This is a genomic window from Rhizobium sp. P1_E1, assembly GCF_056406015.1.
This window is the reverse complement of sequence record NZ_JBFUAY010000049.1, coordinates 1-22,120: the sequence shown is the minus strand read 5'-3', so window position 1 is coordinate 22,120 and position 22,120 is coordinate 1. Positions and strand designations below refer to the sequence as shown.

Annotated in this window: 27 protein-coding genes and 1 pseudogene; 23 read left to right on the top strand and 5 right to left on the bottom strand. The window is 61.7% G+C overall.

From position 1 onward, the window contains the following. The first annotated feature begins 187 nt into the window (after nucleotides 1-187). The 13 genes and pseudogenes from tdh (at nucleotide 188) to AC1D1Z_RS17810 (ending at nucleotide 11,384) form a co-directional block, all read left to right on the top strand. Entirely contained in the window at nucleotides 188-1,225 is a 1,038-nt protein-coding gene (gene tdh / locus AC1D1Z_RS17870; RefSeq protein ID WP_130717301.1) for an L-threonine 3-dehydrogenase, read from the top strand. Nucleotides 1,226-1,235: 10 nt separating this feature from the next. After that, nucleotides 1,236-1,583 (top strand): GFA family protein, encoded by a 348-nt coding sequence (locus tag AC1D1Z_RS17865; protein WP_130652808.1) that lies wholly within the window; start codon nucleotides 1,236-1,238, stop codon nucleotides 1,581-1,583. A 571-nt stretch (nucleotides 1,584-2,154) separates the two neighbouring features. Next, nucleotides 2,155-4,212: an RNA polymerase sigma factor RpoD gene (rpoD, locus tag AC1D1Z_RS17860; RefSeq protein ID WP_477851414.1), complete on the top strand. Its 2,058-nt coding sequence runs from the start codon at nucleotides 2,155-2,157 to the stop codon at nucleotides 4,210-4,212. A 242-nt stretch (nucleotides 4,213-4,454) separates the two neighbouring features. Beyond that, a complete protein-coding gene (locus tag AC1D1Z_RS17855; protein ID WP_018242976.1) occupies nucleotides 4,455-4,748 on the top strand; it encodes a GYD domain-containing protein in 294 nt (97 codons plus the stop codon). Nucleotides 4,749-4,915: 167 nt separating this feature from the next. Next, a pseudogene (locus AC1D1Z_RS17850) lies at nucleotides 4,916-5,636 on the top strand (DUF930 domain-containing protein). An 85-nt stretch (nucleotides 5,637-5,721) separates the two neighbouring features. Then, nucleotides 5,722-6,837 (top strand): DUF930 domain-containing protein, encoded by a 1,116-nt coding sequence (locus AC1D1Z_RS17845; protein ID WP_477851425.1) that lies wholly within the window; start codon nucleotides 5,722-5,724, stop codon nucleotides 6,835-6,837. A 105-nt stretch (nucleotides 6,838-6,942) separates the two neighbouring features. Continuing rightward, nucleotides 6,943-7,104, top strand: a complete 162-nt coding sequence (locus AC1D1Z_RS17840; protein ID WP_018446623.1) for a hypothetical protein — start codon at nucleotides 6,943-6,945, stop codon at nucleotides 7,102-7,104. A 100-nt stretch (nucleotides 7,105-7,204) separates the two neighbouring features. Then, a complete protein-coding gene (locus AC1D1Z_RS17835) occupies nucleotides 7,205-8,002 on the top strand; it encodes an APH(3') family aminoglycoside O-phosphotransferase (RefSeq protein WP_130652806.1) in 798 nt (265 codons plus the stop codon). Between the two features lie 75 nt (nucleotides 8,003-8,077). Beyond that, nucleotides 8,078-8,884: a helix-turn-helix transcriptional regulator gene (locus AC1D1Z_RS17830; RefSeq protein ID WP_130652805.1), complete on the top strand. Its 807-nt coding sequence runs from the start codon at nucleotides 8,078-8,080 to the stop codon at nucleotides 8,882-8,884. A gap of 83 nt (nucleotides 8,885-8,967) precedes the next feature. Beyond that, nucleotides 8,968-9,867, top strand: coding sequence for a DMT family transporter (locus tag AC1D1Z_RS17825; RefSeq protein ID WP_130748014.1), 900 nt, complete (start codon nucleotides 8,968-8,970; stop codon nucleotides 9,865-9,867). Nucleotides 9,868-9,870: 3 nt separating this feature from the next. Next, nucleotides 9,871-10,563, top strand: a complete 693-nt coding sequence (locus tag AC1D1Z_RS17820; protein WP_130652803.1) for a B3/B4 domain-containing protein — start codon at nucleotides 9,871-9,873, stop codon at nucleotides 10,561-10,563. 98 nt (nucleotides 10,564-10,661) lie between these two features. Then, a complete protein-coding gene (locus AC1D1Z_RS17815; RefSeq protein WP_130652802.1) occupies nucleotides 10,662-11,060 on the top strand; it encodes a DUF427 domain-containing protein in 399 nt (132 codons plus the stop codon). 81 nt (nucleotides 11,061-11,141) lie between these two features. Further along, entirely contained in the window at nucleotides 11,142-11,384 is a 243-nt protein-coding gene (locus tag AC1D1Z_RS17810; RefSeq protein WP_018242968.1) for a DUF6894 family protein, read from the top strand. 159 nt (nucleotides 11,385-11,543) lie between these two features. On the opposite strand, the gene AC1D1Z_RS17805 is transcribed toward AC1D1Z_RS17810, so the two are convergent. Further along, a complete protein-coding gene (locus tag AC1D1Z_RS17805; RefSeq protein WP_018242967.1) occupies nucleotides 11,544-11,789 on the bottom strand; it encodes a DUF6894 family protein in 246 nt (81 codons plus the stop codon). A 133-nt stretch (nucleotides 11,790-11,922) separates the two neighbouring features. Here AC1D1Z_RS17805 and AC1D1Z_RS17800 point away from each other — a divergent pair, with 133 nt between their 5' ends. Both AC1D1Z_RS17800 and AC1D1Z_RS17795 read left to right on the top strand, forming a co-directional pair. After that, entirely contained in the window at nucleotides 11,923-12,642 is a 720-nt protein-coding gene (locus AC1D1Z_RS17800) for a Crp/Fnr family transcriptional regulator (protein WP_018446617.1), read from the top strand. Between the two features lie 78 nt (nucleotides 12,643-12,720). Next, the gene (locus AC1D1Z_RS17795) at nucleotides 12,721-13,656 is read left to right on the top strand and encodes a LysR family transcriptional regulator (RefSeq protein WP_018242965.1); all 936 of its coding nucleotides are present in this window, start codon (nucleotides 12,721-12,723) and stop codon (nucleotides 13,654-13,656) included. A 27-nt stretch (nucleotides 13,657-13,683) separates the two neighbouring features. On the opposite strand, the gene AC1D1Z_RS17790 is transcribed toward AC1D1Z_RS17795, so the two are convergent. Next, complete coding sequence (locus AC1D1Z_RS17790) at nucleotides 13,684-14,610, bottom strand: NADP-dependent oxidoreductase (protein WP_130652801.1); 927 nt, start codon at nucleotides 14,608-14,610, stop codon at nucleotides 13,684-13,686. Continuing rightward, a complete protein-coding gene (locus tag AC1D1Z_RS17785) occupies nucleotides 14,610-15,077 on the bottom strand; it encodes an ester cyclase (RefSeq protein ID WP_047618415.1) in 468 nt (155 codons plus the stop codon). Before AC1D1Z_RS17785 ends, AC1D1Z_RS17790 begins: the two co-directional genes overlap by 1 nt. A gap of 239 nt (nucleotides 15,078-15,316) precedes the next feature. Between AC1D1Z_RS17785 and AC1D1Z_RS17780 the strand changes: the two genes are divergently transcribed. The 6 genes from AC1D1Z_RS17780 to AC1D1Z_RS17755 all read left to right on the top strand — a co-directional run bounded on the left by AC1D1Z_RS17780 (nucleotide 15,317) and on the right by AC1D1Z_RS17755 (nucleotide 19,173). Continuing rightward, entirely contained in the window at nucleotides 15,317-16,537 is a 1,221-nt protein-coding gene (locus AC1D1Z_RS17780) for an MFS transporter (protein WP_026230697.1), read from the top strand. 134 nt (nucleotides 16,538-16,671) lie between these two features. Next, nucleotides 16,672-17,211, top strand: a complete 540-nt coding sequence (locus AC1D1Z_RS17775; protein ID WP_050565075.1) for a DUF922 domain-containing Zn-dependent protease — start codon at nucleotides 16,672-16,674, stop codon at nucleotides 17,209-17,211. Between the two features lie 91 nt (nucleotides 17,212-17,302). Then, complete coding sequence (locus AC1D1Z_RS17770; protein ID WP_018242960.1) at nucleotides 17,303-17,656, top strand: DUF1428 domain-containing protein; 354 nt, start codon at nucleotides 17,303-17,305, stop codon at nucleotides 17,654-17,656. Between the two features lie 104 nt (nucleotides 17,657-17,760). After that, nucleotides 17,761-18,183 (top strand): secondary thiamine-phosphate synthase enzyme YjbQ, encoded by a 423-nt coding sequence (locus AC1D1Z_RS17765; RefSeq protein WP_018446611.1) that lies wholly within the window; start codon nucleotides 17,761-17,763, stop codon nucleotides 18,181-18,183. Between the two features lie 126 nt (nucleotides 18,184-18,309). After that, nucleotides 18,310-18,615 (top strand): hypothetical protein, encoded by a 306-nt coding sequence (locus AC1D1Z_RS17760; RefSeq protein ID WP_018242958.1) that lies wholly within the window; start codon nucleotides 18,310-18,312, stop codon nucleotides 18,613-18,615. 177 nt (nucleotides 18,616-18,792) lie between these two features. After that, complete coding sequence (locus AC1D1Z_RS17755; protein WP_018446610.1) at nucleotides 18,793-19,173, top strand: hypothetical protein; 381 nt, start codon at nucleotides 18,793-18,795, stop codon at nucleotides 19,171-19,173. A 325-nt stretch (nucleotides 19,174-19,498) separates the two neighbouring features. Here AC1D1Z_RS17755 and AC1D1Z_RS17750 read toward each other — a convergent pair whose 3' ends face one another. Continuing rightward, the gene (locus tag AC1D1Z_RS17750; protein ID WP_018242956.1) at nucleotides 19,499-20,239 is read right to left on the bottom strand and encodes an SIMPL domain-containing protein; all 741 of its coding nucleotides are present in this window, start codon (nucleotides 20,237-20,239) and stop codon (nucleotides 19,499-19,501) included. A gap of 197 nt (nucleotides 20,240-20,436) precedes the next feature. On the opposite strand from AC1D1Z_RS17750, the gene AC1D1Z_RS17745 reads away from it, so the two are divergent. After that, nucleotides 20,437-20,883, top strand: a complete 447-nt coding sequence (locus AC1D1Z_RS17745; protein WP_130653551.1) for a GNAT family N-acetyltransferase — start codon at nucleotides 20,437-20,439, stop codon at nucleotides 20,881-20,883. 194 nt (nucleotides 20,884-21,077) lie between these two features. Then, complete coding sequence (locus AC1D1Z_RS17740) at nucleotides 21,078-21,620, top strand: hypothetical protein (protein WP_130652800.1); 543 nt, start codon at nucleotides 21,078-21,080, stop codon at nucleotides 21,618-21,620. A gap of 174 nt (nucleotides 21,621-21,794) precedes the next feature. On the opposite strand, the gene AC1D1Z_RS17735 is transcribed toward AC1D1Z_RS17740, so the two are convergent. Further along, the gene (locus AC1D1Z_RS17735) at nucleotides 21,795-21,941 is read right to left on the bottom strand and encodes a hypothetical protein (protein WP_164902606.1); all 147 of its coding nucleotides are present in this window, start codon (nucleotides 21,939-21,941) and stop codon (nucleotides 21,795-21,797) included. Nucleotides 21,942-22,120: the final 179 nt, after the last annotated feature.

The following is a 22,120-nucleotide window of genomic DNA, read 5'->3' as shown; positions in this document are numbered from 1 at the left end:
CAGAGATGTCCGTCAGGATAGAAGAGGGGGAGGAGCGAAGCGACGTTTCGAGCGGTAAGCGAGGAACAAAGTAAAGTTTATATGGCGTGCCGTGCCGCCCCCTCATCCGCCCTACGGGCACCTTCTCCCCGACGGGGAGAAGAGGGAGTCGCAAAGTCGGGCACCAGAACAAGGCGGGATATCGTTGATGTCGAACATGATGAAGGCGCTGGTCAAAGCGAAACCGGAAGTCGGGCTCTGGATGGAGAATGTGCCGGTGCCCGAGGTTGGGCCGAACGATGTGCTGATCCGGGTGAAGAAATCGGCGATCTGCGGCACCGACGTCCATATCTGGAACTGGGACCAGTGGGCACAGAAGACCATTCCGGTGCCGATGGTAGTCGGCCATGAATTCTCCGGCGAGATCGCCGAGATCGGCTCGGCGGTCACCCGCTATCATGTCGGCGAGCGGGTCTCCGGTGAGGGGCATATCGTCTGCGGCAAGTGCCGCAACTGCCGGGCGGGCAGGGGGCATCTCTGCCGAAATACGCTCGGTGTCGGCGTCAACCGCCCAGGCTCCTTCGGCGAATTCGTCTGCATTCCCGAAAGCAATGTCGTGCCGATCCCGGATGATATATCAGACGAGATCGCCGCGATCTTCGATCCGTTCGGCAATGCCGTGCACACCGCGCTTTCCTTTGATCTCGTCGGTGAGGACGTGCTCGTCACCGGTGCCGGGCCGATCGGCATCATGGGCGCGCTCGTCGCCAAGCGATCCGGCGCCCGCAAGGTCGTCATCACCGATATCAATCCACACCGGCTGGAGCTGGCACGCAAGCTCGGCATCGATCACGTCGTCGACGCATCGAAGGAAAACCTCACCGACGTCATGAAGGCGATCGGCATGACGGAGGGTTTCGACGTCGGGCTCGAAATGTCAGGGGCCGCACCTGCCTTCCGCGACATGATCGACAAGATGAACAATGGCGGCAAGATCGCCATTCTCGGCATCGCGCCGGCGGGCTTCGAGATCGACTGGAACAAGGTGATCTTCAAGATGCTCAATCTCAAGGGCATCTACGGCCGCGAGATGTTCGAGACCTGGTACAAGATGATCGCTTTCGTCCAGGGCGGCCTCGATCTCGCGCCCGTCATCACCCACCGGATCGGCATCGACGATTTCCGCGACGGCTTCGAGGCGATGCGGTCAGGCAATTCCGGCAAGGTTGTGATGGACTGGATGTAGGGAGGACGACATGCGCTATGAAGGAAGCTGCCATTGCGGCAATGTGGCTTTCGAAGTCGAAGGCGAATTCACCGAGGCGCTCGACTGCAACTGCTCGCTCTGCCGCCGGCGGGGCGGACTTCTGGCCTTCGTGCCGCGCGAGAAGCTGGTGCTGAAAACACCGGAGGACAATGTCTCGACCTACACTTTCAACCGGCATGTCATCCGGCATCACTTCTGCGCCAATTGCGGCATTGCACCGTTCGGCGAAGGCGTGGGTCCGGACGGCGCGGCAATGGCTTCGATCAATCTGCGCTGCATTCCCGCGGTCGATCTCGGCGCGCTGACAGTGAAGGCGTATGACGGCGCGGCGCGTTAGCCACTATTTCTCAGGCCGGCGCATCGGCCCGAGAATCGGAATCATTTTCGGAAAGCACGATGCGAGGATTGAAAGAGTTAGAGCGTCCTTTGTGCGTCCGAAAGGACGCAGGGCGCTCTAAAGGTGCATATACCGTCTGCACAACTGCAAAGATGATGGAAACAACTGGGTACGGCGGGCAAAATATTTGCTGCCCTTGTCTTTTGTTCGCCGCATCTTAAATAAGGGTTCGCAATCGCTGCCGCGGTTCAAAGCCTGTGGATAAGGCTTTTTCCGTATTTTTGTGGGCTTTTTTTCTGGAAAAGCTTGACGAGAACAAAAAATGTGGGAATCACCGTTCGACTTGTTGAATGGTGAACTGGGTCAAGGCGGATCGCGCAACCATGGCCGGAAATCCAAGAGCAAGAAAGCTTTGCTGTCCGGTGCCGGTAATCGTGGTTAATCAGGCTTTAAATGTCATCCCGTTAGGTGGGCAAAGGTGATTCGAGGGCGGCGCGTGCGGCGCGTCAGGCCCTGAGACAGCCCGTTCACCGTAGCGAGATTGGATAGCGTCAGGAAGGCGACGATATAAATGGCAACCAAGGTCAAAGAGAACGAAGACGCGGAAGTCGAACGCGACGGCGCAAGCGACGGCCCTCTTCTCGATCTTTCCGACGACGCGGTCAAGAAGATGATCAAGGCCGCCAAGAAGCGCGGCTATGTGACCATGGACGAGCTTAACGCGGTCCTGCCGTCCGAAGAAGTGACGTCCGAGCAGATCGAAGACACGATGTCGATGCTGTCCGACATGGGCATCAACGTCATTGAAGACGAGGAAGCCGAGGAAGCCGGTGCTTCCGGCGGCAGCGATGACGACGACGCCGGCGGCGACGAGGAGAGCGAAGGCGGCGAACTCGCGCCTTCGAGCGGCACGGCGCTGGCGACCGCCAAGAAAAAAGAACCGACCGACCGTACCGACGATCCGGTTCGCATGTACCTGCGCGAGATGGGCTCGGTAGAGCTTCTTTCCCGCGARGGCGAAATCGMRATCGCCAAGCGCATCGAGGSCGGCCGCGAGACGATGATCGCGGGTCTCTGCGAGAGCCCGCTGACCTTCCAGGCGCTGATCATTTGGCGTGACGAACTCAACGAAGGCACGACGCTGCTGCGCGAGATCATCGATCTCGAAACGACCTATTCCGGCCCTGAAGCCAAGGCTGCGCCGCAGTTCCAGAGCCCGGAGAAGATCGAAGCCGATCGCAAGCTCGCAGAAGAGAAGGAAAAGACCCGTCGCGCCCGCTCCGGCGACGACGACATCACCGATGTCGGCGGCGAAGGCCTGCCTCCCGAGGAGGAGGAAGAGGACGAGGACGAATCCAACCTTTCGCTGGCGGCGATGGAAGCCGAGCTTCGCCCGCAGGTGATGGAGACGCTCGATACGATCGCCGAGACCTATAAGAAGCTGCGCAAGCTGCAGGACCAGCAGGTCGAGCAGCGGCTGTCGGCTTCCGGCACGCTGTCCACTGCCCAGGAGCGCCGTTACAAGGAACTCAAAGATGAGCTCATCAAGGCTGTCAAATCTCTGTCCTTGAACCAGAACCGCATCGACGCCCTCGTCGAGCAGCTCTACGACATCAACAAGCGCCTCGTTTCCAACGAGGGCCGCCTGCTGCGTCTGGCCGAATCCTACGGCGTCAAGCGCGACTCCTTCCTGGAGCAATACCAGGGCGCCGAGCTCGATCCGAACTGGATGAAGTCGATCGGCAATCTGGCCGCCCGCGGCTGGAAGGAATTCGCCAGGGGCGAAAACACGACGATCCGTGACATCCGCCAGGAAATCCAGAATCTGGCGACCGAAACCGGTATCTCGATCTCGGAATTCCGCCGCATCGTTCATATGGTGCAGAAGGGCGAGCGCGAAGCGCGTATCGCCAAGAAGGAAATGGTCGAAGCGAACCTTCGCCTGGTCATCTCCATCGCCAAGAAGTACACGAACCGCGGCCTGCAGTTCCTCGACCTCATTCAGGAAGGCAATATCGGCCTGATGAAGGCGGTCGACAAGTTCGAATACCGCCGCGGTTACAAGTTCTCGACCTATGCGACATGGTGGATCCGCCAGGCGATCACCCGTTCGATCGCCGACCAGGCCCGCACGATCCGCATTCCGGTGCACATGATCGAGACGATCAACAAAATCGTCCGCACGTCGCGCCAGATGCTGCACGAGATCGGCCGCGAGCCGACGCCGGAAGAACTGGCCGAAAAGCTCGCCATGCCGCTCGAAAAGGTCCGCAAGGTCCTGAAGATCGCCAAGGAGCCGATCTCGCTCGAAACCCCGGTGGGCGACGAAGAGGATTCGCATCTCGGCGATTTCATCGAGGACAAGAACGCGCTGCTGCCGATCGACGCCGCCATTCAGGCGAACCTGCGCGAGACGACGACCCGCGTTCTCGCCTCGCTGACGCCGCGCGAAGAACGTGTTCTGCGCATGCGCTTCGGCATCGGCATGAACACCGACCACACGCTCGAAGAAGTCGGCCAGCAGTTCTCGGTCACCCGCGAACGTATCCGCCAGATCGAGGCGAAGGCGCTGCGCAAGCTGAAGCATCCGAGCCGCTCCAGAAAGCTGCGCTCGTTCCTCGACAGCTGAGGGACGACAAGATCTCTACGATTGCGAAAGCCGGGCTTCATGTCCGGCTTTTTCTTTCGATCTTTGCGCCACTGCCGCACACTTTTGGGCGACATGCCTAATACCAATGATCCCGGCGGCTTTCTTGTCGCTTGGTGGTGACAAGATTATAGTCCGGCCACGGGGGAAGAAATCGATCGCGATGCGCGAGCGAGGACCGACGCATGCCCGTGTCGGGCGAATCCTCCGCTGGGAGGTGCAAAATGACCACTTACATTGTGTTGATCAACTGGACGGACCAAGGTGTGCGCAATGTTCGCGACTCGTCAAAACGGCTGGATGCGGCGAAGAAGCTGCTCGGCGACATGGGCGGCTCCTTCAACCAGTTCTTTCTGACGATGGGCGGCCACGACATGGTGGCTGTCTGCGAAGCGCCTGACGATGCCGTCATGGCGCGGTTTGGCCTCTCGCTGGCGATGGGCGGCAATGTCCGCACCCAGACACTGAAGGCATTCCCGGAGGCGGCCTATCGAGAGATCATCGGCTCGCTTGGTTGATCGCGACAAAGGAACGCTATCGGGGATCATAAGCGTTGCGCAACTCGCGTCAGACTGGCACTGTCGCCCTGTCCTTAATTCCTCGTGGCGTATCGGCAGGGCTCTTGATGAAAGCGTTCCCGGGTTTTATGGCCGCCTTCGATTGTCCGACAGCTGCTTCCTGAGCGATGGCACTGGTGTGGGAAAATCGGGACGAAGGCATCGAGCGGGGCGCTTTCGCCTCGTTCGCTCTGCATGCCGTCATGCTTGCACTGCTGCTCCTGCTGCTTCCGAGACCTGAGCCGCCGGCACCGTTGCCGGACGACGGCATTACGGTTGATATCGTTCCCGAAGTCGCCAAACCTTCTGCGATAGCGCAGCGGGTCGAGACGCCTGCACCCACTACGGCAAAGCCGGACGCGAGTGCGTCGGTCCAGGAGATCGCTCCGCCGCATCAGGAGGAGGCGCCGACGGCCGCGAGGTCGCCTGAAGTGGCTTCCGTCCCTCCGGTGCCGCCGAAGCCTGGTGTATTCGTCCAGGCGGGCCAGCTGTTTTCGGAGACGGTGTTGTCAGATTCGCGCAGCCGGCGCGCCCGCGAGGCGCTGCGCGGCCTTGCCGGCAGCGAGCGCAATCTACAGCTTTGTGATCTGGAGGCGATGGAGCAGGTGCGCCGGGCGCAGCCGGCGATGGCGCCGGATGCGCTCGCGCCCTATGCGATGGCGGCGGAAAAGGTCACCGGCAACAGGGTCGAGGTGAAGGGCGGCGCCTTCCGCAGTTCAGTTCAAATGCCAACTCGATGCCGGCTCCGGCAAGGTCGCTTCCTTCGCCTTTCTCATCGGCGATGCCATTCCGCAAAGCGAATGGCAGGCGCATGATCTGGTGGCCGACGATGGAGCCGCCGACCAATGACACTATAGCGTAGCGCGTCTTTTCGGACGCGCAAAGGACGCTGTAGCACTTTAAATGGCTGTTGCGATCACGCGGTTTTTTTCTTTTGTGGCTTGATGCTGCCGGCTTTAGAGGCCACATCGCTGCTGTGACAGAAGAAGACGTGGAACCAGCGGAAACGCAGCATGAAACGGGAAAACAGCGGCCTGAAATCCGCTGGGGCGTCRTTGTGTCTGTTGTTGCGCATATTCCTATCATTGCTCTTCTGATTTTCGGGCTGCCGAAGATCGAGCCGAAGCCTGTCGAAGACGAGAGCGTGAAAGTGGAGCTCGTTCCGCCGCCGGAGGAGAAGAAGCCGGAGCCCAAGCCCGAGGAAAAACCACCGGAGCCGAAGCCGCCGGAAGAGGCCAAGAAGGAACCGCCACCACCACCGCCTCCGCCGCCACCGCCTCCTCCTCCTCCACCTCCGCCGGCCAGCAAGACTCCCGAGCAAACTAAGCCGAGGCCTATGCCGACTCTGAGCCCTGTCATCGAGTTTGGCGACAGGAATAGCGGCCCCGAAAAGTCGTTGGCGGGAAATTCTTCTCAGGGCGAAAACAAACCCGCAACAACTCCGCCGCAGCACGATGCCGAACCGGCGCAGATGCCGACAAAGGCTGCCGCAGAAAAACCAAAAACTGAGGAGCCTCCGTCAAAGCCGGTGCCGGACGATGTGAAGCTTCCTGAGGTCGCGACGACCGACGTTTCCCCAGAGCGTAATGGGCCGCCGACAGATGTCTCTGGCGAAGCCAATACAAGTATCGAGGAGGCCAAGCCGCCGGAGCAGCAGACCGCTGAGAAACCGAAAGTGATAGCTAAAGACGATCTGCCCAAGGCAAAAACTCTGTTTTCACGGACGGAAGATGGCAGTTTGTTTGCGCAAACTGCGGTCAGTGGTCTTCCGCGCAAAGAGCGAGTGGCCACGCTTTGCGCCACCGAGCTTCAGGGCCAACTCGTTCACGGTTCGCCGCGTTATTTCCCGTCCGCATTGCCTAGTTTTGGATTGCGAACCGGTACCATCCTTGATGTGAGAGATGCAGCCTTTGGCACAGTTAAGGGCTGGTACCAGGTTCGTTTCCGTTGCGAGGTGGATGAGGACGCCACGAAAGTCGTGTCGTTTGCCCACGAAGTTGGTGGATTGATCCCCCGCAGTCAGTATGCGAAATATGAAATTCGTGACTAGTCCTCGTGACCTGGATTGCGTCTCACCGGCAACAGCCACGCGCAAGCAACCCTACCTAGCTTCTTCCCATGGCCGTGATGATCCGGTGAAGAAGAGGACAATGATATGTCGAATGAGATCGAGCGTTTCTTTGAGCGTCAGGACGAAGCCGTGAGCGCGCTGTTCCTGGAAAACAAGGGCGACGAGTTGACCGATATTCTGGTGGCTGCTCTGGAAGAGGCTTTCGAAATCCTTCTCGAAGCCGCGCCCGCCGACACCGTTCATTGAGGTCGCAGAGGGTTCAGTGCCGATGTGCGCTGACTGACCGTGCCGCTTGCGGTCTCCCGTCCGGTCGGGATAATGCCGCAGCATCGATGGCCTAGATATCATGTCGATTTTTCAAGAGGATCAACCGCCGTCGGCGGGCGCACTTGATGCCCGTTTGGCCGGTTACCGGTTCGAGCGCGATGCACTCGGCCGTTCCGCCGCGAGTGTCTTCCGGCTGGAAGCTCTTGGGTTGCCGACGCTTTATCTGAAGGTCGAAGAGGCTGGTGCTTTCTGCGAACTCGCCGACGAGGCAGTCAGGCTTCGCTGGCTCAAGACTTGCGGTCTGTCCTGTCCCGATTTCATTGCAGAGGACAGCGACGGTGTGCACAACCGGCTGCTGATCAGCGCGCTACCCGGGAGTGACCTCGCCAGTGCATCGGCGCTGACGCCGCTTGCGCGGGTCGAATTGCTGGCTGCGGCGCTTCTTGACCTGCACCGCCTGCCGATCGCATCGTGCCCCTTCGACCATCGGCTGGAGACGCGTATTGCGGCGGCGAAAGCGCGGATGCAGGCCGGCATCGTCGACGAGACCGATTTCGATGAGACGCGGCTTGGAAAGAGTGCCGAGGCTCTGTTTGCCGAACTCGAAAGCGGGAGGCCAGGCGGCGAGGATCTCGTCGTCACCCATGGCGACGCCTGCCTGCCGAATTTCATCGCCTCCGAAGAGGGATTTTCGGGTTATATCGATTGCAGCCGTCTCGGTGTCGCCGACCGCTATCAGGATATCGCGCTCGCCTGCCGCAGCATCGCCTATAATTTCGGCGAGGCGCTGGTGCAGCCCTTCCTTGATTGTTATGGCATGCCGGCCACCGATCCGGCTCGGCTCGAATACTATCAGTTGCTCGACGAGTTCTTCTAGGCCTCCAGGCTGCAACGATTGCGTCATGCCCATGCGGCTGGCAGAGTGCCCGGTGATCGGACCTGCGGGCAGAAAATGGCGAAAAACCAGTTCAGGATGTTGCGCTCGGCGCTGGCTGGCGTCGAAGCGGTGGAAGCGGAAACGCCTCACAGCTTCGACCGGCACACGCATGAGCAGTTCGGCATCGGCCTGATTTCCGCCGGCGCGCAATCTTCGCTCAGCGGCCGCGGCATGGTGGAGGCAGAGGCCGGCGACATCATCACGGTCAATCCGAACGAGGTGCATGACGGCGCGCCGATCGGTGAGGGGCGATCGTGGCGCATCCTCTATTTCGATCCCGCCATCGTCACCGGTCTGTCGCAAGAGATCGGCGAAGGCGGGGCGGGGCGATCGGAAATCCCGCATCCGGTCATCCGCAATGCGGCGATCGCCGCCCGTTTCGAAACGCTGTTTGGCGCGGTGACCGACGGCGCGGCGGCGGATGGGCTGCTCTGCGAGGAACTGCTTCTGCAACTCGTCGCCGACGTCATGCGCGAGCGCTTTGCTACCGAAGAGCGGCCACTGGTGCCGGCGTCGATCCGCGCCGCCCGAAACCTGATTGACGACGATCCGCTTGCCGCCGTCTCGCTCGCCGATCTTTCCAGGGAAAGCGGGCTGAGCCGCTTCCAGGTGTTGCGCGGTTTTGCCAAGGCGACCGGTTTGACGCCGCATGCCTATCTCATCCAGGCCCGCATCCATATCGCGAGGCGGCTGATCGCTCAGGGCATGCCGCTGGCGGAAGCCGCCTTTGCCAGCGGCTTTGCCGACCAGAGCCACATGACGCGCGTCTTCGTGCGCAAATACGGTCTGTCGCCGCGCCTCTATGCCGGCGCCTTTGTCTGAACGTCGATTTTGCGGCTGCAATTTCGTTCAAGACCCCGACCGGCTCCTGCTGTTTCCTCGGCTCGCGCAACAGGAGAAGCTGGATGTCGAGGCAGGTTCATGGGTTTTTCTATCTGGCGCTGGCGATGTTGACGGTCGGAAGCACCGTCATAGCCAGCAAGCTGATCGCGTCGGGTCTGCCGCCGTTCAGCGCCACCGCATTGCGCTTCGCCATCGCCTTTCCTGTCTTTCTCCTGCTGATGCGGGCGACCGGCGCGCGGTTGCCGAAACTCTCCAGGAGCGACCGCCTCATCCTCCTCATTCAGGCGGGGGCTGGCAGCGTCGGTTATACGACGCTGCTGATCTCCGGCCTCAGCCTGACTTCGGCGGCCGATGCCGGCGTCATCATCGGCACGCTGCCGGTGGTGGCGGCCGCAATCTCCATCCTGCTGCTTCGCGAACGGCCGCAGCGTGCCCTGCTTCTGGCCGTGGCGCTTGCGACGGCTGGCGTGCTGTCGATCGCCTTCACGCCGGATGCGGCCGGCGGATCGCTCTCCGGCAATGCGCTGATCTTCCTGGCGGTCGTCTGCGAGGGATTGTTCATCCTGCTGAACAAAAAGCTGAAGACGGAGATTGCGCCGCTTGCCCAGTCGACGCTGATGACCGGCATCGGCTTCATCGTTGCCGCCATCCCGGCCGCTATTTTCGAAGCGCCTTTCGCACAGGGTATTTCCGCAAGCACTGTCGCCGCCGTCTTTTATTATGCGCTGGTGCCGACCGTCGGCGGATTTCTGCTGTGGTATGCGGGGGCAGAAAGGGTGAGCGGCACCGAAGCCGCACTCTTCACCGCGGTTGCGCCAGTTTCCGCCGTCATGCTTGCCTTCATCCTCCTTGGCGAACCGGTCGGGCTCCACCAGCTCGCCGGCATCGCCTGCGTGCTTGCGGCCGTGCTCGGTCTCGCCTTTGCCGGGACCCGCACGGTCAAACTTGCCGGCGGGAGATAGATCATGCAGTTCAGCCATTCCGATGCCATATGGCAGGCCTTTCCAGAGCTTCGCGCCGGCGCGCTGCATGCGGGAGGGATCCATGCGGATGCCGATGTCGAAGCGGCGATCGCAGACTTCAACGCAATCGCCGAGGCCCGGCTGGCGCAAGCGCAGGAAGGCGAATTCCCCGAAATCCAGGCCTGGCGGCGCGGCTTTTCCCGCATGGGGCTGAAGCCGACGCAATATCGCTGCGCTTCCGAGGCGCTGCTGCGCCGCTTCCGCCAGGAACATGCGCTGCCGCGCCTGCATCCGCTCATCGATCTCTGCAATGCGATTTCGCTTGCCTTCGCCATTCCGGTCGCCGTCTTCGACGCTGAAAAGATCGTAGGCGATCTCCAGGTCCGGCGGGCTGGGGGTGACGAGACCTATCTGACCTTTGGCGGCGAGAGCGAACATCCGGAGCCAAACGAGGTGATCTTCGCAGATGGGGCGCAGAATGCGCATGCGCGGCGCTGGACGAACCGGCAGAGCGGGCTTTCGGCGGTGCGGGCGACGACGCGCTCGGTGCTGATCGTTGCCGAGGCGCTGCACGCCTCCGCCGGCGACGACATCGCCAGGCTGGTCGAAACAGTTGCGGATGCGCTTGCACGGCACTGGCCGGCGGCGGCGAAAACGGCGATGCTCAGTCCGGTGTCGCCGCGTTTCGAGTTCTAAAGGGCGCAGCGTTTCAGGGAAAGCAACGTTCGTGGTCTTGGGCCGGCGGCATGCCCGCCCTATCTCTATGCGATCGATAGCTTCTGGAGACGAACCCGATGTCAGACAAGTCGTTCAAGATTCCGGGGCCGGATCATCCGATCACCGTCGAACACAATCCCTCCCGCGTCGTCGTCACGCTCGGCGGCAAGACGATTGCCGATACGCGCGATGCGCTGACGCTGTGCGAGGCCTCCTATCCGCCGGTGCAGTATATTCCGCGCAGGGATGTGGACATGTCGCTGCTTCAGCGCACCGACCATAGCAGCCATTGCCCCTATAAGGGCGACGCCTCCTATTACAGCATCATTCCGGGCGGCGAGCGCTCGAAGAATGCCGTCTGGACCTACGAGGCGCCGAATGCCGTGGTCAGCAGCATCAAGGACCATCTCGCCTTCTATCCCGACCGCGTCGACGGTATCGAAGAGATGGCCTCTCCGGAAGCCGGCGCCTTCTGACGGCAGGCATGACATTGAACCCGTTCCGGCGGAACATGTTTGCCGCCGGACCGTTAGGGTCATCTAGCGGGGAGATGTGTCGTGCCAAAATTCTATTTTCAGCTCTTCGATCGTGATGGCGCCGGGACGACCGAGACGGCATATGATTTTGAATCCATCGAAGCTGCGAAAGCGGAGGCACGGCGCGTGTTGGCGGAGATGGCCACCGAAGGTCTGCCGGCTGCACCTCTGAACATGATGTCGGTGGAACTCTTCGATGAAAGCCGGCGACCGCTCGCGGAAATCCGGCTGATTCTCGAAGAAATTGCGAAACAGCCACGATAGGCACGCCAAGCTGCGAATGCCGGTCGATCGAGCCAAAGCAATCAAAAGACTATGTCAAATTTAATTGCCGGCTATCAAGGCGGGTCTTAGCGTCGCGCCAACCGACCGAGTCGGATTGATGCGTAGGAGTGACCGGCGGCAGCCCCTAAACGGCAACCGCTATCGTAAGACGTCGAGCCATTCATTGTTGAAGACGAGGCTGGCAACCGTGACCGGATCGCCGCTCTCGTCGCGAACGGTGATGGCGATCGTCATTCGATCACCCGCGGGCAGTTCGTCGCGGGCCACATCCAGCAGGATGCGGGTCAGCTCCTTCGGAATGTCTTCACGAGATCTGAGCTCGGTACCGTGCTCGTCGCGCGTGGGGCCTTCCCCGTTGTGTAGATCGAAATAGTAGCGAGCCATGTTCTTTCCTGCGCGTCACAGGAGAAATCACAGATGAAGACAATTGTTCCCGAGGCTAGGCATTGATTCTTATAGAAAATATAGGTCGCATCGAAATGGATCAGGGCTCCAGCAATATCGGGCGGGCAAGACCGTGATTGAATCCCTGCTGCTCAACCTTGGAAGCCGCGATATTTTGTCGGCCGAAGAGGAAAGCCATCTCAGAGCGATCATCGTCAAAGACAGGTATTTTGCTGCCGGGGAGGATCTTGTCTCCGAAGGGAGCAGGCCGGGTTACAGCACGCTGCTGCTTGATGGATTTGCGGCGCGCTACAAGGTGATGGCCGATGGCAGTCGCCAGATCACCGCACTGCATGTCGCCGGCGATTTCGTCGATCTGCACGCTTTCCCGATCAAGAAGATGGATCACGGCATCGTTGCGCTGTCGTCCTGCCATGTCGCCTTCGCCGACCACGGCGATCTCAGAACGATCACCGAGCGCATGCCGCACCTGACGCGGCTGCTCTGGCTCGACACGCTCGTCGATGGCGCCATCCACCGCGAGTGGATCGTCGCCATGGGCCGGCGCTCCAAGCGCGCCCATATCGCCCACCTCGTCTGCGAACTGTTCGTGCGGCTGCAGGTGGTGAAGCGGACGCGGGGCGCAAGCTTCCAGTTTCCGTTGACGCAGATCGAGATGGCCGACGTGCTCGGCGTTTCCGTCGTCCATCTGAACAAGACGCTGCAGGCGCTGAGGCGCGAGGGCGTGTTCATCTGGGAGAACCGGACGATCACCATCGTCGACTGGGAACGCCTGCAGGAAATCGCCGAATTCGATCCCGGCTATCTCAGCATCTCCAGGGAACCGCGCTAGGGCGTCATGGTTCTTGCATCTAAACGGGGTTTGCAACATGTTGCCGGTCGATAGTCGTCGACCGGGATCATCCACATCATGAATAACCTTCCAGCGGTCGATCTCAACCTCCTGGTCGCCTTCGACGCGATCATGGCAGAGCGCAGCGTCACCCGGGCCGGCGCCCGCATCGGCCGCACCCAGCCGGCGATGAGTGCTGCACTTGCCAGGTTGCGCCAGCTTTTTCAGGATGAGCTCTTCGTGCGCAGCCCGAGCGGGCTGGAGCCGACACCGCGCGCGCTCGATCTTGCCGAGCCGATCGGAAAATCTCTGCGGCATGCGCAGGAGGCGCTGGCTTTCAGCGGTGTCTTCGACCCGCGGTCGTCATCGGCTTCGTTCCGGCTCGGTCTCTCCGAACACCCAGCCTTCGTGCTTCTGCCGAAGCTGCTGGCTGCGATCAGGCAGGCCGCGCCCAATATCAGCATCGATGTCAAGGGTTTCATCGCCCGTGAAAAGGCGGTGGAAATGCTCGATGCTGGCGAGGTCGATGCGGCGGTCGGCGTGCCGGTTTCCACGTCGCCACGCATCCTTTCCCGGCTGCTTTTCGAGGAGAGCTTCGTTTCGATCGTCCGCGCCGATCATCCGGCGGCGGCAAGGGGTCTCGATCTCGATACTTTCGTCGCGCTCGACCACCTGCTCGTATCGCCGGAAGGCGATCGTTATGGCCATGTCGACCGTAAGCTTTCGGAACTCGGCCTGCGCCGCAGGCTCGGCCTGACGCTGCCGCAGATGTATGCGGCGCCGGCGATCGTCGCCGAGACCGATCTCGTCGCCACGCTGATGCGCGGCATCGTCGACGTTTCGGATAGCCGCGCCCAGCTGTCTCTCCATAAGCCGCCGATCGAGCTGCTGCCGGTCTCCTTTGCGCTGTCATGGCATCGCCGCAACGATTCCCATGTCGGGCAGCAGTGGTTCCGCGAACTGATCGGGTCAGTTGCGGCGAAAAAGCAGGATCGGCTCGGGGAATCGAACTGATCCTGCTTGTGAAGTCGCCAGCTCGCCTTACACCATCAGCAGCGTCTTGCCGCGGGCGCCACCCTTCGAAAGGGACCGCAAGGCCTCGGACGTGTCCGCAAGGGCGAATTCTTGGCCGATGACGCTTTGGAGACGGCCATCTGTGGCAAGTGCCGCCACCGCAGCCAGGCGGCCGGCATCGCTCTGGTGAAAGAGGAATTGCGCATCGATGCCGCGCGCCTTCGGCCCTTCGGTGTCGAACGGTGCGGAAAGGCCGATGAGCTTGCCGCCGCGGCGGATGATGCCGAGTGATCGCTCCAGCGTTTCGCCGCCAATCGTGTCGATCACCAGGTCGAGGCCCGTCGCGAAGGCGGTAAAATCCTGGTTGCGATAGTCGATCACCCCGTCAGCGCCGAGCGAGCGGACGAGGTCGAGATTGGCCGCGGAGGCTGTCGCCGTCACATGCGCGCCGGCACGCTTTGCAAGCTGAACCGCGAAGCTGCCGACGCCGCCGGCGCCGGCATGGATAAGCACCGATTGGCCGGGCTGGACGGCTCCGGCCTCGAACAGCGCCTGCCAGGCGCTGGCCGCAGCCGTCGGCAGGCCGGCGAGGCTTGCGAGCGGCAGATCGGCCGACATCGGAACGACCAATCGGGCGGGCACGGCCGCCAGTTCGGCAAAGGCGCCGCCGCTTGCCGGATCGGTGCGCGCGATCACCCTGTCACCCGGCCTGACGGTGGCGACGAGCGGGCCTGTTGCAACCACCGTTCCGGCGAGATCGGTCCCGAGCGTATAGGGGAAGGCGAGGGGGAAAAAGTCCTTCAGATATCCGGCAAGCAGCTTGTTATCCATTGGATTGAGGGCGGCCGCCTCGACACGGATGAGCACGTCGTCAAGGCCGGGTACCGGCTCGGGCACATCCTCGATCCGGATATCGTATATCGCGCCATAGGCATGGATGCGGGCGGCCTTCATCACGCGCTCTCCGGATGAAGGGACGTCGTCTTCGGCGGCCAGGCGCCGAGCTGGTGCAGCATGCCGAACCAGTCCTCGAGATGCCAGGTGTGGGAGATCCTGTCGCCTTCGAAGCGGTGGAATTCATGGAGCGCGATCTCGATTCGGCGATTCGTCGCCGGAATGCCGAAGAGCGCGCCGCGTTGGGTGCCGACGATACGGGCGCGAACGCCGGCGCGGTCGTTGAAGCCGATCACTTCGTCGACCACGATCTCCACATCCGGCAGGGATTCGATAAAGCCGAGGATGATCGGCTTCAGCCCGGCTGGCCCGGGACCCTGGCCGGGGGCGAGCGGAATATCCTGCCAGCCTGATGTGACGGCCTCATCGAGAAGATCGGGATTTTTGCGCGTGAAGGCGCCGTAGAAGGTTTCAAGCGTTGCGTGCTGCTCTGCGGTCAGCGTACTTGCCGTGGTGTCGATGGTCATCGAAAGCCTCTTGGTTTGGTAACAGCAATGAGGCTACGGCCAGCCGCTCCATATCGGAAATTGATACCTGATATATCGCCTCATCCATATTTTGTATGAGCAAAGGCCCGGGCCTAACGCAATCCGGTGAGCGCAGCTCATTCCGATTGACAAGCCATCCATTCGAGCAGAACACCGTTCCGGCATTCAAAAACTCTATAAAGGCTGGCGGACCCACGCTGCCGGCCGGTGACATCGCAATGGACATATCCCAAGGACCGGGGAGCGTTCTTCGCCACCCCGGCTATCTGAACTTCGCTGCCTCCCGCGTTTTTTCCTCGCTCTCCTTCCAGTCCATTGGCATCGCCATGGGATGGATGATCTACGATCAGACGCACAGCGCCTTTGCGCTCGGCCTCGTCGGCTTCTGCCAGTTCCTGCCGATGGCGGTGCTGACCTTCGTCGTCGGTCATGTCGCCGACCGGTTCGACCGGCGGCGCATCGGGCTTGTCTGCCAGTTGATCGAGGCGGTGACGGCCCTGGTGCTGGCGATCGCCACCTGGCAGCAATGGCTGACGCCGGCCGGCATCCTTGCCGCCGTCACGGTGCTCGGCGCCGTCGTCGCCTTCGAGCGCCCGACCATGGCGGCGCTGCTGCCGAACATCGTGCCGGCCTCGATGCTGCAGAAGGCGGTTGCAACCTCGACTTCGATGATGCAGACGGCGCTGATCGTCGGCCCATCGCTCGGCGGCCTGCTTTATGGCCTCCATCCCGTCGCGCCCTTTGCTATAGCAGCGCTGCTTTTTGCCGTTGCGAGTTTCAACGTCATCTCGATCCGGATGCAATGGAGCCCTGCCAAGCGCGAGCCGGTGACACTAGCCTCGGTCTTTGCCGGCGTCTCCTTCATCCGCAGCCGACCGGTGATGCTCGGCACGATCTCGCTCGATCTCTTCGCGGTGCTGCTCGGCGGCGCGACCGCGCTGCTGCCGATGTTTGCCCGCGATATCCTGCATGCCGGTCCGTGGGGGCTCGGCCTGCTGCGCGCGGCGCCCGCGGTCGGCGCGCTCGCCATGTCGATCGTGCTTGCCCGCCGGCCGCTCGAGAGCAATGTCGGGCGCAAGATGCTTGCCGCCGTCGCCGTGTTCGGCGTCGCCACCATCGTCTTCTCGCTCTCCACCAATATCGCGCTTTCCGTCGTAGCGCTGCTCGTCGTCGGCGCGTCCGACACGGTGAGCGTCGTCGTGCGCAGCTCGCTGGTGCAGCTTTTGACGCCGGACGAAATGCGTGGCCGCGTCAGTGCCGTCAACTCGCTGTTCATCGGCACCTCCAACCAGCTCGGCGAATTCGAATCCGGCATGATGGCGGCAGCCCTCGGGCCCGTCGCCACCGGCGTTGTCGGCGGGTTCGGCACGATCGTCGTCGTGCTCCTGTGGATGCGGCTCTTCCCCGATCTCACCAAGGTCAAGACGCTGCAGGGCTAGTGCATGCATGACGCGTTGAAAGCGGCGACCGCTCCCGTTAGGTTCGCCCCAAATATCATTCGGCGGAGCCGCGCGTGACGACGACAAATTTCCTATCCTGTGTCCTGGCGGCAGTTTTCACGTCGGTGCCGGCTATGGCGCTGGCCGAGTGGCAGGCGGTCGAAGAGGTGCGGCCTTATTCGATATCAGGCAAAACGGGCGCTGAGCTCTATGAATCGATTGGGGCGCGAGGGCCTGAAGCCGGTGCGGGCAGGGTGATCGCGCATACGACGTTCAAGTTGACCTGGACCCGGAAATACGAACCGCAGGGAAACGCCTGCGTGATCACGACCAACCGGCCGAAGCTGATCATCACCTATACGCTGCCGAAGCCGGCGGCCGAGCTGCCGGCCGCCGTCAAGAGCAGCTGGCAGGCCTTCATATCAGGCGTGCAGGCCCATGAGCGGGTGCATGGCGAGACCATCAAGGAGATGGTCAAGGAAATCGAGGCGACGAGCATCGGCCTCACCGTCGCCGACGATCCCGATTGCAAGAAGATCCGGATCGAACTGACCCGCCGCCTCGGCGAGATTTCCGGCAGGCAGCGCCAGCGCGGCCGTGACTTCGACAAGATCGAAATGGGTGACGGCGGCAATATCCAGCAGCTCATCCTGAAGCTGGTGAACGGGCCCTGATTGCCCGTCGCTGCCGCGCGCTTTATCCCTGGACCTGCCCGACCGATCTCCTATCTCTCCCGCTAACGAGGGCAGGTGGAGGAGAAGCGCAATGTCCTATGTCGACGGTTTCATCGTGGCGGTGCCGAAGGAGAATGTCGATGCTTACAAAGAATTCTCGACCTTCGCCGGCTCGATCTGGAAGGAATATGGCGCGCTCGAATATGTCGAATGCATCGGCGACGACGTGCCCTATGGCGAGCTGACCTCCTTTCCCCGCGCCGTGCAGGCCAAGGAGGACGAGGTGGTGGTGTTTTCCTGGATCGTCTACCGGTCCCGGCAGGAGCGTGACGATATCAATGCGAAGGTGATGGACGATCCGAGACTCAAGGGCGACCAATGGCAGATGCCGTTCGACGGCAAGCGGATGATCTATGGCGGCTTCGAGATGATGCTCAAGCTCTGATGCCGCCTTGCCAGGGCGCGTGTAGACTTGCGTGAGGCAAGCATTGACTTGGCCGTCACGGCGCGCCAACTCCCGGGAGATGTCATTCCAGACGGGAGAGCGCCTTGCCTCAGACGATCCTCATCTTGTCCACACGCGGACAGGGCCTTTACGAATTCACCGACCAGGCGGAGGCCTTCGTCAGAGCGTCGGGGCGGGAGGAGGGGCTTCTCACCGTCTTCGTGCGCCACACTTCCTGTTCGCTGCTGATCCAGGAAAATGCCGATCCCGACGTGCGCACCGATCTTCTCTCCTTCTTCCGCCGCCTCGTGCCGCCGGCCTCCGATCCCTCGATGGGCTGGGTCGTGCATCGGGCCGAGGGGCCGGACGACATGCCGGCGCATATCAAGGCGGCGCTGACGCAGGTCTCGATCGGCATTCCCGTCGCCAGGGGGCGGCTGATGCTTGGCACCTGGCAGGGTATCTATCTCTACGAACATCGCGACCGGCCGCACCGGCGCGAAATCGTGCTGCATCTTGGCAGCTGAAACCGGATTCATTCTTGTGAATGCAAACTGAATGCCCGGTTCGAACACCGTTCAGTTTGCGGCGGTTACTGTCGAGACAATCCCTGAAGGGAGAGCTTAGGTAATACCAATCGACGGAGACACCCCATGACGCATTTCCTGACTAAGGCTTCGCTTGCCGCTTTGCTCGCCCTCTGCACCATTCCGGCCACAGTTTCCACGGCCGCCGCCGCAGGGCCGCAGACGAGCTTTATCGTCGAGGCGCAATACCATCGTCCGATACGCGGCTGCTCGCCGATGCATGCGGTGCGCAAGGCGCGTGATTTCGGCCTGCGGGACGCCCACATCACCCGCATGTCGCCACGGGTCGTTGTCGTCGCGGGGCGCGAACGCCGCGGCTGGGACAGGATTACCTTCGCGAATGTCCGCGGCTGCCCGCTGATCCGGCGCTGAGGACTCCGCGGCAAGCGCCCATGTGGTGCTTGCCGCCCCGTTTTTGCCTTGACGCTGACACTTTCAGCCGTCTCTTCTCTGACCCGTATGAGTGATTCCCAAATGACGCTTCGGCGTAATGCGGACGAATGGGGAGGGCGGCTTGACCGGCCCGACTTTCAAACGAAAGGTTTTTCGATGATGCAGTTTCTGGCAAAGGCGGGTCTTGCCGTCATGCTGACAGCCGGTACCCTGGCCGGCACGGTGGCGCCTGCCGCCGCCCAGTTGAATATTATTATTGGCGAGCCGGACCGGGGTCCGCCGCAGGACTATCGCCGTCCGCCTCCGGGTTATGACCGTCCGCCTCCGGGTTATGACCGTCCGCTTCCGGGCTATGGCCGCCCGTCGCGCGGCTGCAATCCGCAGCTCGCCGAAAACCTCGCTCGCGATTACGGCTTCCGCCGCGCCCGGGTCGTCGACATCACGCCGCGCCGCGTGATCGTCCAGGGTTGGACCCGTCGCGGCCCCGATGAGATGAGCTTCGGCAATGTGCGCGGTTGCCCCGCTCTGCGCCGCTGATATCAAGGTCGAATACCGCCTCGTCTCCCCGATGCGGCGGCCACAACCGCCTTTGCCAGTCTCCCCGGATCGGCAAGGGCGGTTTTCTTTGTGCGCTCAGTTTGACTGCGCTCTTTCCTCCGGCATCATCGTGGGTCTTGTGCCACGGCTGTCCGGTTGGCGCCAATGGCTGCCCCTCATCCGGCTGGTGGCGGCAGCCGGATGAGGGGCTGGTCTCGCCGATCTCCAGAGCCGAGATGTTGCGTGTCTCAATCAGCAGGAAGTCGGTAGACTTTGACAGCAGTTTGAGCGCCGTGCGCCTGAAAAGAGGCGCGGCGCTTTCATTTTACTGCTCGATGGCGAAGGTCACGGTGACGCTGACATTGTAATTGTTCTCGCCGCTCTGGACGGGAACGGCAGCGTCGGAGGCCTCCTTCATCATCGTAGCGCGATAGACCGGCTGCGGCATTGCGCGAGGCACATTCTCGTTGATCTCGATGATGCGGCCGAGCTTGACGCCGGCGGCTTCGCTCAGCGTCTTCGCCTTTTTGACCGCTTCGGCGACGGCATCCTTGCGCGCCTCTTCGATGGCGGCATCCGGCTTGTCATTGGTGAACTGGATGTCGCCGCCCTGGTTGATGCCGAGGCTGACGGACTGGTCGATCACCGCGCCGAGCTTGGCGAGATCGCGCAGCCGGACGGTGACCGAATTGATGGTCTGGTAGCCGATCAGCTGCGGCTGCTGCTGCTGGCCGTCGACCGGCTGCGGATAATTGTATTGCGGCTGGATGGAAAAGCCGGAGGTCTGGAGGTCGCGCTCGGCGATGCCGCCGCTCTTCAGCGCGGCAAGCACGTCGTTCATCGCCTTGTTGTTCTCGTCGAGCGCTTCGCGGGCGGTTTTCGCCTGTTTGACGACGGCGAAATTGACGATGGCCATATCGGGAGCGACGGACGATTCGCCATCGCCGGTCACCGAAATCACCGGCTCGCGCGGCTTCATCTCCTGCGCGAAGGCGGGCGCTGCGGCGGCGAGCGGCAGCGCCAAAAGGGCGGTCATCAGGACTGTTCTGGTATAGATCGGCGCCATGTTTTCATTCCTTGGTTGTCGTTTCCCGGAAGAGCTTTCTGTCGGTTGATTGTGAAGCTATTACGGCGGAAAAGACAGGCGCATGTGTAGCGAGAAAAAAATGTCAGGGATGCCTGTATCGGAGCCTGTACCTGCAGGACGTCCGCCAACTCTTAAGAGCCGAAACGGCTGGACCGGAACCGACGGCTCGCTATCATGTGGCGACCATCGACAACGAGGAAGCAATGTTCGAAACGCTCGATCCCGTCCCGTCCGAGATCGCCACCGCGATTTCCGACGGCCTGAACGCCTTCAACGAGAGCGCTGAGATCAGACGCGAGGCTTTTGCCATCGTTTGGCGAGAGAACGGAGGGCTTATCGCCGGAATAACGGCGTCCGTTTCCTTCTCGGTTCTTTTCATCGGTAATCTGTGGGTCGCAAAATCGCTGCGGCTGGGCGGCATCGGCACGAAATTGATGGCGGCGGCCGAAAAAGAAGGGCGTCGCCGCGCCGCGGTCGCGGCCTGCGTCGACACGCTCTCGACCCAGGCCCCGGATTTTTACCCGAAGCTCGGATATGTCGAATTCGGCAGGATCAGCGGGCACGCGGGAGGCCGGCCCGTTGACCGGATCTGGTTCCGCAAGGAATTGTCCGCCGTGGCTTGATCATGACCGCCGGCTGTGGCCGCCCCCCTCTGCCCGGGCCTGGGCAGAGGGGACTCACACGGCACGCCGGTAAAGCTGTAGCAAACAATGCTGCTCTGGCGCGACCGCTTCCCAAATCCTGCAAACCTGATAGCAAATACGGCGGGTTAAGGAACAAACGGCGGCCGCGCTGCTGCGGCCGGCAAGGGGGCAGCATGCGCTTCATGGCAATTCTTTCGATCAGCCTCGCCATCGGTCTGGCGGGGTGCTCTCAGGTGGCGGAAAAGGCGGAGAACGCCGCCAACCGCTCTTACACCAGCTATGCGCTGGGCAAGCCCTATGCGGAGGTCGCCAATCTTGGCCAGTCGCCAATGGCGCGGCTTTCCGGCTCCGAAGCGACCTTCGGGCCGATGATCGGCGCGACGCCATTGATGAACGGCATGACGATCTACCGGCATATGGCGCCCGGCTCCCAGACCGAGACCGGCACGAATTTCGCCGGCCTGGTCGGCAGTTCCACGATTTCGCAGAACAACCGGCTTTCCTATTTCCTGGTGGGCGCCGACGGAATCGTCAAGGATTGGGCCACGGGCTCGGTACAGGGCAGCGCCAGCGATTGCGTGCAGTATATCGGTGGCATCATCAACCGCTGCAACGATATGCGCCAGCTCCAGGCTTCACTCGCGCTCTATGACGTCAGGGTGGCGACCAAGGCCGGCCAGCCTATCTCCAGCTGGGGCGACCGGCCGCACCCGTAGTCAGCTGAGGATGCGCGCCAGCCGGGATGAGGTCACTACCTTACCCGGCGGCGAGCGGATGCCTTGGATGGCCAAAGCATGTCGCGCAAATGTGTGGAGCGGTTTCGCGATAAACAGATGCGCGAAACCAAAGGCGAAAGCGCGGTAAGCGAACTTAAAAGTTCGCTACGCGCTTCAGGCGCCGAAATCGTCCATGAAGGATGGATGGATGGCGGGCTTGCGCTCTTCGCGTGCGTCGCGAATACGCTGGGGAACCGCGCCGAGACCAGCAACGAAGCGGGTCAGGAGATTGCGGTGGAAAAGTTTGTGTATGGCACTCATGGCAGTTTACTCATTCTTTTTTTTGTTAGCTGGCAGCATATATTTTGCGCAAGCTGCTATCGCAATGGGCAATTTTACATGACAGTTATGCGACAGTGCATGGCTTGAGGCAGTGGGGCTGAAAAACGATCACATTGGCGTTAGAAGGGGCCGCCGAGGCCGCTCAACCCCTATAAGTC

Bases quoted from the DNA above. Each gene is read 5' to 3' on its own strand.
- tdh (WP_130717301.1), top strand. From the start codon at position 188: ATGTCGAACATGATGAAGGCGCTGGTCAAAGCGAAACCGGAAGTCGGG.
- AC1D1Z_RS17865 (WP_130652808.1), top strand. From the start codon at position 1,236: ATGCGCTATGAAGGAAGCTGCCATTGCGGCAATGTGGCTTTCGAAGTC.
- AC1D1Z_RS17855 (WP_018242976.1), top strand. From the start codon at position 4,455: ATGACCACTTACATTGTGTTGATCAACTGGACGGACCAAGGTGTGCGC.
- AC1D1Z_RS17840 (WP_018446623.1), top strand. From the start codon at position 6,943: ATGTCGAATGAGATCGAGCGTTTCTTTGAGCGTCAGGACGAAGCCGTG.
- AC1D1Z_RS17835 (WP_130652806.1), top strand. From the start codon at position 7,205: ATGTCGATTTTTCAAGAGGATCAACCGCCGTCGGCGGGCGCACTTGAT.
- AC1D1Z_RS17830 (WP_130652805.1), top strand. From the start codon at position 8,078: ATGGCGAAAAACCAGTTCAGGATGTTGCGCTCGGCGCTGGCTGGCGTC.
- AC1D1Z_RS17825 (WP_130748014.1), top strand. From the start codon at position 8,968: ATGTCGAGGCAGGTTCATGGGTTTTTCTATCTGGCGCTGGCGATGTTG.
- AC1D1Z_RS17820 (WP_130652803.1), top strand. From the start codon at position 9,871: ATGCAGTTCAGCCATTCCGATGCCATATGGCAGGCCTTTCCAGAGCTT.
- AC1D1Z_RS17815 (WP_130652802.1), top strand. From the start codon at position 10,662: ATGTCAGACAAGTCGTTCAAGATTCCGGGGCCGGATCATCCGATCACC.
- AC1D1Z_RS17805 (WP_018242967.1), bottom strand. From the start codon at position 11,789: ATGGCTCGCTACTATTTCGATCTACACAACGGGGAAGGCCCCACGCGC.
- AC1D1Z_RS17795 (WP_018242965.1), top strand. From the start codon at position 12,721: ATGAATAACCTTCCAGCGGTCGATCTCAACCTCCTGGTCGCCTTCGAC.
- AC1D1Z_RS17790 (WP_130652801.1), bottom strand. From the start codon at position 14,610: ATGAAGGCCGCCCGCATCCATGCCTATGGCGCGATATACGATATCCGG.
- AC1D1Z_RS17785 (WP_047618415.1), bottom strand. From the start codon at position 15,077: ATGACCATCGACACCACGGCAAGTACGCTGACCGCAGAGCAGCACGCA.
- AC1D1Z_RS17780 (WP_026230697.1), top strand. From the start codon at position 15,317: ATGGACATATCCCAAGGACCGGGGAGCGTTCTTCGCCACCCCGGCTAT.
- AC1D1Z_RS17775 (WP_050565075.1), top strand. From the start codon at position 16,672: ATGGCGCTGGCCGAGTGGCAGGCGGTCGAAGAGGTGCGGCCTTATTCG.
- AC1D1Z_RS17770 (WP_018242960.1), top strand. From the start codon at position 17,303: ATGTCCTATGTCGACGGTTTCATCGTGGCGGTGCCGAAGGAGAATGTC.
- AC1D1Z_RS17760 (WP_018242958.1), top strand. From the start codon at position 18,310: ATGACGCATTTCCTGACTAAGGCTTCGCTTGCCGCTTTGCTCGCCCTC.
- AC1D1Z_RS17755 (WP_018446610.1), top strand. From the start codon at position 18,793: ATGATGCAGTTTCTGGCAAAGGCGGGTCTTGCCGTCATGCTGACAGCC.
- AC1D1Z_RS17750 (WP_018242956.1), bottom strand. From the start codon at position 20,239: ATGGCGCCGATCTATACCAGAACAGTCCTGATGACCGCCCTTTTGGCG.
- AC1D1Z_RS17740 (WP_130652800.1), top strand. From the start codon at position 21,078: ATGCGCTTCATGGCAATTCTTTCGATCAGCCTCGCCATCGGTCTGGCG.
- AC1D1Z_RS17735 (WP_164902606.1), bottom strand. From the start codon at position 21,941: ATGAGTGCCATACACAAACTTTTCCACCGCAATCTCCTGACCCGCTTC.